9 protein-coding genes are annotated in these 13,398 nt (G+C 49.1%); 6 read left to right on the top strand and 3 right to left on the bottom strand.

Annotated features, from left to right (window positions below; translation table 11 throughout):
• Window positions 1–53 precede the first annotated feature (53 nt).
• Window positions 54–527: a phosphohistidine phosphatase SixA gene (sixA, locus tag MHN01_RS05625; protein WP_239410416.1), complete on the bottom strand. Its 474-nt coding sequence runs from the start codon at window positions 525–527 to the stop codon at window positions 54–56.
• A gap of 363 nt (window positions 528–890) precedes the next feature.
• On the opposite strand from sixA, the gene MHN01_RS05620 reads away from it, so the two are divergent.
• A complete protein-coding gene (locus tag MHN01_RS05620) occupies window positions 891–3,656 on the top strand; it encodes an insulinase family protein (RefSeq protein WP_239410415.1) in 2,766 nt (921 codons plus the stop codon).
• Window positions 3,657–3,728: 72 nt separating this feature from the next.
• Here the strand turns inward: MHN01_RS05620 and fadJ are convergent, their stop codons facing one another.
• The gene (gene fadJ / locus MHN01_RS05615; RefSeq protein ID WP_239410414.1) at window positions 3,729–5,843 is read right to left on the bottom strand and encodes a fatty acid oxidation complex subunit alpha FadJ; all 2,115 of its coding nucleotides are present in this window, start codon (window positions 5,841–5,843) and stop codon (window positions 3,729–3,731) included.
• The gene (fadI, locus tag MHN01_RS05610; RefSeq protein ID WP_239410413.1) at window positions 5,843–7,153 is read right to left on the bottom strand and encodes an acetyl-CoA C-acyltransferase FadI; all 1,311 of its coding nucleotides are present in this window, start codon (window positions 7,151–7,153) and stop codon (window positions 5,843–5,845) included. The genes fadJ and fadI overlap by 1 nt, the downstream gene beginning before the upstream one ends.
• Window positions 7,154–7,721: 568 nt before the next feature.
• Between fadI and MHN01_RS05605 the strand changes: the two genes are divergently transcribed.
• The 5 genes from MHN01_RS05605 (at window position 7,722) to MHN01_RS05585 (ending at window position 13,347) form a co-directional block, all read left to right on the top strand.
• A complete protein-coding gene (locus tag MHN01_RS05605) occupies window positions 7,722–8,294 on the top strand; it encodes a sigma-70 family RNA polymerase sigma factor (protein ID WP_075761854.1) in 573 nt (190 codons plus the stop codon).
• Window positions 8,281–8,994 (top strand): DUF3379 domain-containing protein, encoded by a 714-nt coding sequence (locus MHN01_RS05600; protein ID WP_239410412.1) that lies wholly within the window; start codon window positions 8,281–8,283, stop codon window positions 8,992–8,994. The genes MHN01_RS05605 and MHN01_RS05600 overlap by 14 nt, the downstream gene beginning before the upstream one ends.
• A gap of 291 nt (window positions 8,995–9,285) precedes the next feature.
• Window positions 9,286–10,557: an outer membrane protein transport protein gene (locus MHN01_RS05595; protein WP_239410411.1), complete on the top strand. Its 1,272-nt coding sequence runs from the start codon at window positions 9,286–9,288 to the stop codon at window positions 10,555–10,557.
• A 344-nt stretch (window positions 10,558–10,901) separates the two neighbouring features.
• Window positions 10,902–12,230 carry an outer membrane protein transport protein gene (locus tag MHN01_RS05590; RefSeq protein ID WP_239410410.1) on the top strand — a complete coding sequence of 443 codons (1,329 nt, stop codon included), beginning with the start codon at window positions 10,902–10,904 and terminating at the stop codon, window positions 12,228–12,230.
• Window positions 12,231–12,699: 469 nt separating this feature from the next.
• Entirely contained in the window at window positions 12,700–13,347 is a 648-nt protein-coding gene (locus tag MHN01_RS05585; RefSeq protein ID WP_239410409.1) for a trimeric intracellular cation channel family protein, read from the top strand.
• Window positions 13,348–13,398 lie beyond the last annotated feature (51 nt).

Genomic DNA, 13,398 nt, shown 5'->3' with positions numbered 1-13,398 from the left:
GCTCTCGAGACTTGTATCGGCAGCCATTCCCAAAGCTTAAGGTTAAATGTTGTTCATCCTTCAGGGTTGGCTTGCCCCAAAAACTCGACTTCTTCATCATCAGGCTGGTAGTCAAGAGCCGCAATCGCAGATGTGCGGAACATAGGAGGCTGTAGACCCGGTGCCAACTCTGCAGTCAGGTAACCAACCAAAGGCAGGTGCGAGACAACCAGGACAGTTTCCGGCCTTTCAACGGCAATAACCGCCTTCAGATAAGCCGCCACTTCCTCTGCTTGCCCGTAAGGAGTGATTTCTTCGACAGTCATCAGGCGTTTAGGCTCCGGCAAATGTCCGGCCATCGCCTGCCATGTCTGCTGGGCACGCAGGTAAGGGCTCACCCAAACCATATCCAACCCATCACTTAGCTGACCTGTCAGCTGGATCGCCATTTGTTCGGAGTGTGACTCACCACGCGCTGTCAGAGGTCGCTCCGCATCAGTGGGAGCGAAGTTCTGCGCCTCACCATGACGCATGATATAAATTCGCATATAGCCTATCCAATAAACCTGTCCTATTAACTAACCGGACCGTTGACGCCAGATTATCTTGCCAAACCTGCAAACGTCCGCCGCCCTGTGGTGAGTTAAAAAGACCAGAGAGTACGTTCAATCAGCCGCTATGCTAACAAGTCCTGCCTATGCTGAATAGCCATTCCGCACATTCTGTTACCGTTCCGTGACCGGTGAAACGCCTAAGCAAAAAAATCGGCAATTCTCGACACAATGCATAATTAGCCTCATCCCAGCCCCGATAAGGGTTGATGCGAATAAGAATCACGGCGAAGTTAATTTGCCACCCTCTATATTGAGCGTCATAATTAGCTTAATTTCCTAAGAAAATAGGCTCTTCACGTGCATATCAGTCCTAATGATCCTAAGCAGTACCGCTACCTGACTTTAGATAATAAGCTTAAGGTTCTATTGGTACATGACGCAGACGCCCCACGTTCAGCTGCGGCATTATCGGTCAAGGTCGGTCATTTCGATGATCCCGTTGATCGACAGGGCATGGCACATTTCCTGGAGCACATGCTGTTTCTCGGCACGGAGAAGTACCCCAAAGTCGGCGAGTTCCAGACATTCATCAACCAGAGCGGCGGCAGCAACAATGCCTGGACCGGCACAGAAAATACAACCTTTTTCTTCGAAGTTAGTCCTCATGCTTTTAGCGAGGGTCTTGATCGCTTCGGCCAGTTTTTTACCGCTCCCCTGTTCAATGAAGAAGCCGTTGATAAAGAACGCCAGGCCGTCGATTCCGAGTACAAACTCAAAGTCAAAGACGATGTACGCCGCCTTTACCAGGTCCATAAAGAAACCATTAACCCGGCGCACCCTTTTTCCAAATTTTCCGTCGGCGATCTCACAACATTAGATGACAGAGACGGCAAACCGGTCCGCGATGAGCTGATTGCCTTCTACCAAAGCCATTACTCAGCCGATCTGATGAGTCTGGTACTGCTCGGTCCCCAATCATTGGACGAGCTGGAAAGCTTTACCACCACCTACTTTGCCCACATCCCTAATACGGGTATTGCCAAGCCGGCGATCAATGAACCTTTGGTTACCGATAACGAAAAAGCCAAGTTCATCAAGATTGAGCCCATCAAGGAAGTGAGAAAGCTGACCCTGTCATTTGCGATGCCTTCGGTCGAGCAATATTACCGCCAAAAGCCCCTTTCATATATTGCCCACCTGCTAGGCAATGAAGGCTGCGGCAGCCTGATGTCGATGCTGAAAAGTCGGGGGCTGATCAATACCCTCGCCGCAGGTGGCGGGGTCAACGGCAGCAATTTTCGCGAATTCACCATCAGCCTTAATCTGACCCCGAAGGGACTGGATAATATCGATGATATCGTGACTGCTGTTTTTCAATATATCCACCTCATCAGCCAACAGGGACTGAATGAGTGGCGCTATACAGAGAAGCAGGCCGTGCTGGAGCAGGCGTTCCGTTATCAAGAAAAAAGCCGCCCGCTAGATACCGTCAGCTATCTGGTCATGAACCTGTTTCACTATGAGCCGGAAGACGTGATCTACGGTGACTATATGATGACTGAGTATGACGAGCCGCTGTTACGAGAGCTGCTTGCCTATCTCAGCCCGGACAACATGCGTCTGGTTCTTGTTGCTCAGGGGCAGGAGTATGACCGTGTCGCCCAGTGGTACCATACTCCCTACTCCGTCTCTGTCTTCACTGACGAGCAACTTGCTCGCTGGCAGCAGGTCGAGGCCGAACCGGATCTCCGCCTGCCCGAGGTCAACCCGTATATCTGTGAAAAACTCGATCCGCATCCGCTGACCGCCGATGCCGAGCTTCCTCCTCAGCTGATCCAGGATCTGCCGGGATTCCGCCTGTGGTACAAACAGGAGCATGAGTTCAAAGTACCCAAGGGCGTGGTCTATGTGGCCATCGATAGCCCGCATGCCGTCGATACCCCGCGCAACATTGTCAAAACTCGCCTCTGTGTCGAGATGTTGTTGGAAGCCATCAACGAGTCAGCCTACCCGGCAGAAATAGCCGGTATGTCCTATAACCTCTATGCCCACCAGGGTGGCGTTACCCTGCAGCTGTCAGGCTTTAGCGAGAAACAGCCACTCTTGATGAAACTGTTGCTGGAGCGCTTCGAGGGAAGAACCTTCAGCCCGGAAAGATTCCAGAACATCAAGGCGCAAATGCTCCGTAACTGGCGCAATGCTGCCGAGGACAAACCGATATCTCAGCTTTTCAACGAGCTGACCGGTATTTTGCAGCCCAATAACCCACCTTACCCGGTACTCATCGAAGAGCTGGAGACCATCGAGGTCGACGAGCTTCCGGAGTTTGTCGAGGCGATGTTTGCCGAACTGCACATCGACACCTTTATCTATGGCAACTGGCTAAAAGAAGATGCACTGGCACTGGCCGAGCTTCTTAAGGACGCCTTCCGGGTTACCGACCAGCTCTATGGCGAGTCACAAAGGCCACTGGTTCGTCTGGGCAAAGTCGGCACCCTGCGTCACGAAGTCAACTGCAACCATGCCGACTCGGCGATCCTGATGTACTACCAATCAAGGAAAACGACCCCCAGGAAGATTGCCGTCTACACCCTGGCAAACCATCTGATGTCGACGACTTTCTTCCATGAGCTACGTACCCGTCAACAACTGGGTTACATGGTCGGCACCGCCAACCTGCCCCTGAACCGGCACCCGGGGCTGATTTTATATATCCAGTCGCCAGTAGCCGCGCCTGCCCAGCTGTCCGAGGCCATTGACGAGTTCACCAATGCCTTTGCTCTGGTATTGCTGGAACTGACCGAGGCGCAATGGCAGGCCAGCAAGCAAGGGCTGATCGCGCAAATATCCGAGCCGGATACGAACCTGCGTGCCCGGGCACAGCGATTCTGGGTCAGCATCGGCAACAAGGATGCTGAGTTTAACCAACGCCAGAAAGTGGTGCAGGAACTGCAGGAGCTCAGCCGCGCCGATATGATTCGCTTCATTGTCGAAATCATCAAGCCACGCACTTCAAACCGTCTGGTCATGCACTGCCAGGGCCATGCCCATAGCAACCTTGAGCCGCTCAGCATCGGCCTGCCCATCGAATCCATCGATGAGTTTCAGAAAAAAGCGCGCTAACATCTCAGATAGCAGTACTCAAACGTAAAAAAATGGCCTGCATTTGCAGGCCATTTTTAATAGTTACGCTTATCAGGCTTGATAGAAGCTCAGGTCTTCATTTGCCATCGCAATCAGCTTGTCACATGGCTTGAAGCGCTCGCCGTACTTATCGGCATGCTCATTGAGCAATTCGACCACTCGCTTGATCCCCAACAGATCCATGTAGCGGAACGGACCACCAAGGAATGGCGGGAAGCCGATGCCGAAGATAGCACCGATATCACCGTCACGCGCCGACTGAATAACCCCTTCATCCAGACAGCGAGCCGCTTCATTCAGCATCATCAGGCTACAGCGCATGGCCAGAGCCGCCCCTTCCGCCTTCTTCTCCGGTTTGATATTCAGCAGTTTGTAGACCGTCTTATCGACAGACTTTTTCTTGCTATTGTACAGATAGAAGCCTTTGCCGCTCTTGCGCCCTTTACGGCCGTCGTTAAGCAGCACATCAAACACATCCGGCCCGCGGAAGCGCTCGCCCAGCTCCTCGACCATAATCGGCATGATCTTAGCTCCGATATCGACACCCACCTCATCCAACAAGGTAATTGGCCCGACCGGGAAACCGAAGTCCAGCAATGCCGCATCAAGATGCTCGATAGGCTCGCCGCTTAGCAGTACCGATGCCGCCTCATTCATGTAAGGCGCAAGAATACGGTTGACGTAAAAACCAGCTTTGTCGCCGACAACGATCGGCGTTTTACCCTGCTTCTTCGCCAAAGCAACAACTGTGGCCACTGTTTCCGGAGAAGTGCCAGCATGAGGGATCACCTCTACCAGCGGCATTTTTTCCACCGGGCTGAAGTAGTGAAGACCGACGACATTTTCCGGACGCTCGGCAGCTTCAGCTATCTGGTGGATCGGCAGCGAGGACGTATTGGTGGCGAAAATGGTCTCCACCTTGGCATTTTCCTCAATTTCTTTCACCATCTGATGCTTGAGTTTCAGATCCTCAAATACCGCTTCAACCACCACATCCACATTGCCAAAACCGGTATAGTCAGTGCCCCCGGCAATGCTCATCATCTGCTTTTGCAGATCGGCTTTGCTGATGATCCGACGCTTACGCTTTTTATCCAGCAGCTTATAGTTGTAAGCCATAGCGTTTAAAATGCCGTCATTGGCGATATCTTTGATCCGGACCGGGTATTTAGCCTTGGTTGCGGTCACATGGCTGATACCACCGCCCATCAAACCGCCTCCCAGTACGCCAACCCGCTTGATCTCGCCAGGTTTGGCATCAGAGCCGGTTTCTTTTTTCATTGCAGTGGTGGCAAAGAAAATGCTGCGCAGCGCGGCAGATTCCGAACTCATTACCAGCTCGCCAAAGCGCTTGGCCTCCTGCTTCAGGCCTTTTTCCATGCCAAACTGCAAACCAAATTTGATGACTTCCAGAATGGCGTCGGCTGCCGGATAGTTGCCACGGGTTTTTTCATGAGTTTTCTTCGCTGCCTGATCGAACACCAGTGAGCGCCCCAGGGCATTACCGCCCATTGCCCAATCCTGGAACGAGTGTTTACGCTTAGGTTTGGCTTTCAGCGCCTGCTTTTCGGCAATATCAAGCAAGATACTGTGCGGAACCGCCTCGTCGACTACCCCTAGCTTCTTCGCTTTCTTGGCTCGCAACTGCTTGCCGGTCAGGATCATATCCAGGGCATTGGCAACACCGATAAGGCGTGGTAATCGCTGGGTACCACCCGAGCCCGGCAGCAAACCCAACTGGACTTCAGGCAGCCCAAGACGAGTCTTGTCATCATCGGAGCAGACTCGGCTGTGACAGGCCAGTGCCAACTCCATACCACCGCCCAGGCATGGACCATGGATTGCCGCCACAACATGGAATGGCAGTGCTTCGAGCTCGGCAAACAGCTCCTGGCCTTTTGCGGCTAATTGTTGAGCTTCTTCGGCTGTGGTGCAGGCCGCCAGCATACGAATATCGGCACCTGCAATGAAGTTATCCGGCTTGCCCGAATGAACAACCAGCCCTTTAATATTTTGTTTGGCCTTTAATTCTGCCAGTACATCAGATACCTGCTCGACAAACGCTGACTGCAGCGTATTCATTTTTTCTTCCGGCACATCGATTTTCAGCCAAGCAACGCCGTTATCACCGTAAGATAAAGAAAATGCGGATTCTTGTTGGGTCATTATTCTGCCTCCAGGATCATTGCAGCGCCTAAGCCACCAGCTGCGCAAGCGGTATTCAATGCCAAACCACCTCCTCGACGCTGCAGTTCACGCAGTGTCTGGGTGATCATTCGTGCCCCTGTAGCGGCAAACGGGTGGCCATAAGCAATGGATCCTCCCAACACATTGAACTTGTCCATATCAATTTCGCCAATTGCCTGGCTGCGCCCCAGCTTCTCCTCGGCAAACTTCTTCGAACCAAACATCTTCACATTGGCCAGCGTCTGCGCGGCGAAAGCTTCGTGCATATCAATCAGAGTAAGATCAGACAGACTGACACCGGCGCGGTCGAGAGCCATCGGTGTCGCATAGGACGGCCCCATCAACATATCTTTCTCTACCCCAATCGCCGAGAAGGCATAGGAGCGAATATAACCCAATGGTTTGAGGCCGAGCTCTTTGGCCCTGCCTTCCCGCATCAACAGGATGGCTGCCGCGCCGTCTGTCAGAGGTGTCGCGTTGGCTGCGGTAACCGAGCCGAATTTACGGTCAAAGGCCGAACGCAGCTTGGCATAAGACTCCAGCGACGAGTCTTCACGAATGTTGTTGTCTTTATCAATCCACTGACGGTAAGGTTCCGGGAAAGCAGTGATCACTTCGTCCTGGATCAGGCCGTCTTTCCAAGCCTGCGCTGCCAGAGTATGGGAGCGATGTGCCAATGCATCCTGCTCCTCACGGGTAATGCCATGCGTTTTTGCCATCTGCTCGGCGGTTTGGCCCATGCTCAGGCCGGTTGAATATTCGGCCACCGCCGGTGGTACCGGCATCAGGTCCTTCATGCTGAGCTTGCTAAGCAGTTTTAAACGCTTACTCATGGTTTTGGCCTTGCTCAGTGCCAGCAAGGTTGCCGCCATTTTCTTCGACACACCGATCGGCAATACCGAGGAAGAATCGGCTCCACCGGCAATACCGATATCGATAGTGCCCGAGATAATGCTTTCGGCCACGTTCGCCGCTGCCTGGAAACTCGTCGCACAGGCCCGGGTAACACTATAGGCGTCAGTGCCGATATTCATGCTGGTACCAAGAACAATTTCGCGGGCGATATTCGGTGCTTCAGGCATCTGGACAACTTGTCCAAATACCACCTGATCAATCAGTTGGGGGTCAAAATCAATCTGCTGCAGCATTTCATTGACCACCATTTTCCCCATATCCAAGGCAGGAACACCATTAAAGGCCGTGGCCTGACGGGCAAACGGGGTACGTAATCCACTTACAACGGCGATGCGCTCACCTTGATGGGTGGTGAGATTCTGGAGACGTGTCATCGCTACTCCTTATTATGATTTGCAGGGCACTCAATGTGCACGGTAGAGGTCTGACCACATCAATTGTAATCAACTTGTTACTTATTTCAAACAATTGTTTTAAGTATTTGCAAGAAGCGAGACACAAGTAGGAAATTACGACGGAGATATGTACTTTCTATCTTAGAAAAATAAGAGCAACTTGTTGCTTACTATGAGAAAAAAGGCAAAAAAAAACCATACCGATATGGTATGGTTATAATTTACACGGATAAAAATCCATGCAAGGTATAAGTCAATTAACATAAAGCCAATTGCAAATCAGGCAGGGCCTGATAGGAGAAAGTAAAGTCAGCCTTCAAAAGGAAGTTGTCATCTTGCTCAACAGATAGTAACCAGAAAAAACAGACCTGTTCCACAGAACCGAATTCAATGCTTACCATCAGATGACGTGAACTACTATAGCTTCCTCACGGGGACACAATTTGAACCAGATCAATTTTAGTGCTGATAATCCGATGAATCATGCAATCGCTGAATAAAACGAACTGAATAACGACCCAGCGGTTTCTTTTTGATGGGCAAATTTATGATTAAGCAATTTTTTCGTAAGAAAAAGACGGATGCCTCGGTCTCTGTAGACATGAATAAGCAAAGACGGTACGAAGCCCTTGTCCGGGCCTGGCATCGGGACTTATATCGCTACGCCTACTGGTTATGCCACGACCCTCATATCGCCGAGGATCTGGTGCAGGAAACCTGTCTACGTGCGTGGCGCTCTCTCGACAGCCTACATGATGACAAAGCCGCCAAATCCTGGCTGATTACTATCCTTCGCAGGGAAAACGCACGGCGTTTTGAGCGTAAGCAGCTGGACTTGGTTGATATTGACGACTACGCCATCGCAGATACCAAGCATCAGGGCTCCGAGATGGATGTCGAGCAGCAGATCCTGCACAAGCAGATCATGAAGCTGGCACCAGAATACCGAGAACCATTGGTGTTGCAGGTTATGGCTGGGTTTAGCGGTGATGAAATTGCCGAAATCCTCGACCTGAACCGCAATACTGTAATGACACGCTTGTTCCGCGCCAGAAATCAATTAAAAGAGCAAATTGAAAAGCAATCCGAGCGGAGGGGCCAACAAAATGGACGATCTTGAATTCCGTCGTCGTATCCTGGCAGATCCTAACGATAACAGTCAGGAAATGATCGAAGCAAAAAACTCATCGATAACGAACCGAAAGTTATCGGATGAACTATCACAGCTCGATGCCAAGCTTGAAAGTATATTAAAAGTCGATGTGCCCGATGATCTGGCTGATCGAATCTTGTTTCACCAATCTGGACAGCCGGAGAAGGATCGAGGAAGAACGCGATTCCATCTTGCTATAGCTGCCTCTATCGCTTTTGTCTTCGGTTTGTTTGTCGGCCAGTTTAACACTCAAATTGTACCAACTGGTGCCAACAGTGAAATCGCACAGGTCGCTTTGGAGCATGTCTACACTGAAGCACCATTTATCGAGGGCATCGACGAGTCAGTCACGCTACAGCAGGTCAATGCCAAATTAACGCCTTTTGGCTCTGAGCTGACCAGCTTGCCCGGCCATGTTTACTATGTAAACCATTGTGGTTTTGGTGATACAAATGCGCTCCATATGGTTATGGCAACCGAAAACGGCAAAGTGACTGTTTTCGTCGTGCCTGAACAACAGCCCAAAATGTCATCGTTCAGTGACAGTAACTTGAACGGTGTAGTGATGCCTGTTCAGAATGCGAGCTTGATTGTAGTTGGCGAAAAAGGACAAAACGTTGCCCCTGTCGCCGAAAGCCTTGGCGCTGAGCTTAACTGGGAAATATAACCTACTTGCCCTAAATTTGCGGTCATTCCCTGAAATAATGGAAATGACCGCATTTATTCCCCTGAAAAATAAAGCAATTTTATTTGTTACCTTGGTTGCATATTTTGCAATTAACCATCCCTTTCTACGACAAAAATTCGCTAGAATCCTTCTCCAGTTATTAACTTTGCGATAACAACCAATAAGTTAACAACTGGTCTGATTTGATACGTCAGGCTACCCACCTACAATCGTGCGCAATCTGCAAAAATAGCAGATATATGCAGTATATGATTAGGAATAACAATAAATATGAATAAGAAGCGTCTGTTTACAAAATCTGTGGTTGCGGTAGCAATCACCATGGCATCGCAGCAAGCACTTGCTGCTGGCTTTCAGCTAAACGCACAATCTGCAACCGGCCTTGGCCGTGCTTTCGCAGGTGATGCGGTTATCGCAGATAACGCATCGGCAATGGCTCGTAACGCTGCGGCAATGTCGCTGTTTGATGCGCCAGCTATCTCACTGGGTATTAACGCCATTGATACTGATATTGATGTTAAAAACGCAAAATATACATCTCTAAACCCAGCTCTGTCTGGAGATTTGGATGATCAGTCTGTTGGTGATGTCTCATACGTACCAAACATCTACTATATCCACCCAATCAACGACAAGTGGGCTGTAGGTGCTGGTATTTATTCTAACTTCGGTACCAAAACTGAATTTAGCAGTGACTATCGTGCCAACGAATACGGTGGCATGACCGATGTAAAAAGCATCAACTTTGCGCTGAGCGCCTCTTACCGCATCAACCAACAGTGGAGTGTTGGTGGTGGTCTGGATGTGATCTACGGTTCAGGTAAATTACAGCGCACAAACCAGTTCATTGAAGGCACGCTAGAATCAGCAACGAATGTATCAGGTCCACTTCTTGATGTAGACGCTGACGGTGTTGCACTTGGTTGGAATATCGGTACGGTTTATGAGCTGAATGACAATAACCGCTTCGGCCTGTCATACCGCTACAGCCCAGAATTAGAAGCTGAAGGTGATATGTATTACCAGCCAGGTGGTGGTGATATCGGTAACGAGAAACTGAAGATGCCTCTGCCAGATATGGCTGAATTCTCTGGTTTCCATAAGCTTAACGACAAATTTGCTGTTCACTATAGTGTGCAGTGGATTGGTTGGAGCGCATTCGACAAACTAGAAACAACTGGCAGTAAAGTACTAAACACCTATGAGTGGCAAGATGGCTGGCACTATGCTCTGGGTGGTACTTACTACTTAAACAACGACTGGACACTACGCACCGGTTACATGTACGACACCAGTGCTCAGGATGAGATCACTTCAATTTCTGTTCCAGATTCAGACCGTCAATGGTTCTCGGCTGGTTTCACTTATCACATCGATTCGAAGTCTAATATCGACTTTGGCCTTACTTACCTTGTAGGTGAAGATGTGAGTGTTAACGAAAACACAGCAAGTCCAATCCCTGGTGTTGATATCTCAAGTATTTCAGCAACTACTCATGCAAACGCACTGCTATACGGTATCCAATACAGCCGTTCGTTCTAATTCAGCGAACTATTTTGCTTGAATTTGTAAAAGGGAGCCTTTAGCTCCCTTTTCTATTTCCATCCTAAATCACTGTTACCAATAGCTTTTATTAGTATTAATACCTTTTCATCGCTAATTTGAGTGAACAGTGCGTCGCTGAAACTCTTTATTTCATATACAAGTGTACGCTGAAATCTCATCCGACCAGAGCGGAGTGAGCATTTTTTACCAGATGTTAAACCATCAAACCATTATAAATCAGAACAAACAACTTAATGATTCTTCGGGACAAAGAATAACTTAAAGCTTTTACTCTAAAGCGTATGATTCGCACCATTACATTTCAGCGAACATTTAGACTGATGAATAAAAACAAAATTACGCTTTCTTTGGCAGCAGCAGTAACTCTAGGCATGAGTGCCAATGCAATGGCAGCTGGCTTCCAGCTGGCAGAATACTCGGCAACAGGCCTTGGCCGCGCGTTTGCTGGTGAAGCAGCAATGGCTGACAATGCCAGTGCTCAGTTCCGCAACCCGGCGATGATGACCTACCTGGCAGGCACTCAAATCTCTGTTGGGGCAATCTACGTTGATCCAAATATTGATGTCGATGGCAGTGTTGAATATGGTCCACTAAATGTTCAAACTAAAGCGAGTGATGTCGCTCACTCTGCGGTTATCCCTAACTTTTACCTTTCTCATCAAGTCAATGACCAGTGGGCTGTCGGCTTAGCCATCGCAACCAACTACGGAATGGAAACAGAGCTAAACGGTAACTTCTACGGTACTCTGTTTGGCAACCAAGCAATGGTTAAATCAGTAGAAATCAACCCGAACCTTGCTTACAAGATTAATGAGCAATTCAGTGTTGGTGGTGGTGTTCGCTATGTGATGGGTGAAGGTCATTTCGGTGCCTCTCTGCCAAGCTCTTTGCCTGCAGGTGCAGAAGCACTTCTGCAGTCTAGCCCACAATTAGCGCAGCTCGCATCACAACTTAAAGGCAAAGACCTTAAGTACATGGAAGGTGATGATACCGCATGGGGCTGGCAGCTAGGTGCGGCTTGGCAAATCAACCAGAACCACCGTGTTGGCGTTAACTATCGCTCAGAAGTAGATTTCAACCTTGAAGGTGATGCTTCCGGTCTGTCATACACTGGTATAAGTGGGATCCAAAAAGGTACCAAACTCCCTGGTAGCATGGAATTAACCCTGCCAGCAACAGCTGAAATTGCCAGCTTCCATCAGCTAACTGACAAGTTTGCGATGCATGCAAGTTTCAACTGGACAGACTGGAGCAGCTTTGAAAAGTTGGTCGCAGTCATTCCTGGCCATCCAGACAGCCCTGACACGATTAAAGTGGAAAACTGGAAAGACAACTACCGCTTTGCCGTAGGTACAACTTACCAGCTAAACAACAAACTGGCTCTTCGTTCTGGTGTCGCATACGATACGTCTTCTGTAGATGAAGAATACCGAACCCAGACTATTCCAGAAACTGATCGTCTATGGCTAAGCATTGGCGCTGGTTATAGCTGGTCTAAAAATCTAAGCTTTGATGCCGGCTTCACTTACATCTTCGCTAAAGATGCGAAAATGGAAGAAGAAATCGAAGACATTCCAGGCCTAAGCTTCAAAGGTGAAACCTCTGGCAACGTATGGCTAGTTGGCGTACAGGCAAACTACAAGTTTTAATGACAAGCTGAAACTAGATTTTAGCGACGTCCATAAAGAGAGTGTATTGATATGCACTCTCTTTTTTATTAGTTAAATACCCAAGCTACCTTAATATGCTGAATTCAGAGTGAGACCAGCGTGTTCAGTTCAAGGAAAATAACGGTAGGAATGGTAGCCCCTTTCAACGCTATTTGACACAGAAATGGACTCGCTGGCTCACTCCCAAAGGGCGAGTTCCAGTTCTTTTAAATAGATAGGGGCTTCTATGCGTTGTTACCGATTATTAATTTAGAGCTACTAGATTTTCTAATCGGTGCCTAGCCTACAAGCCAAGTAATTCTCGCTGAAACGAGCATCTTGAGGTAGTTTGGGTATTTGGCATGAATTCAATTAATCCATAGAGAAAGAAATTTCATTCGACGTCACAAAAATTGCTTCATAGAATCGCATCTTTCTTAGTATTCTTAGTATTTCATCAATTTTTCTCATGCTTTTAACAACACTATACATCATCGGAATAACTGCCGAGGCAATGACCGGCGCACTGGCTGCTGGCAAGCGTCATATGGACTGGTTCGGGGTCATGCTGGTTGCCAGTGCGACTGCAATCGGCGGCGGTACAGTACGCGATATATTACTTGGCCACTACCCGCTCGGCTGGGTGGCAAATCCCCAATACCTTACGATTACTTGCCTGGCAGGGTTGTTTACAACCATGGTGGCCCCGCAGGTTGTCCGATTTCACAAAGTATTTATTCTGCTCGATTCTCTGGGGTTGATTGTATTTAGTATCATCGGCTGCCGGGTAGCCATGGATATGGGCCTGTCGCCGCTTATCTGTATCGTGGCCGCCGTGGTAACTGGCGTCTTCGGTGGGTTGCTGCGGGATTTAATCTGTCGCCGTACCCCCATGGTGCTGCATAAAGAGCTGTATGCATCTGTCGCATTCATGGCTGGCGGAATGTATTACGCGATGATGTATTTTGCCGTACCGGAAACAATAACGACGATTGCGACTCTGGTTGTCGGCTTTATGGTACGCGTTGCTGCCGTGCAGTTTGGCTGGCGCCTGCCGATATTCAAGTTCGAAGAAGTCGGCAAGGTTGAACCCAAAGAGCTTGATTCACAATCCTGACAACGGGTATCAAACATTCCGTTGGATATGTCGACAAATAAAAAAGCGAGA

The sequence above is a fragment of the Photobacterium sp. OFAV2-7 genome (assembly GCF_022347985.1).
Classification (GTDB): domain Bacteria; phylum Pseudomonadota; class Gammaproteobacteria; order Enterobacterales; family Vibrionaceae; genus Photobacterium.
The sequence above is the reverse complement of the archived record's forward strand: the minus strand, read 5'-3'. Positions and strand labels throughout refer to the sequence as shown.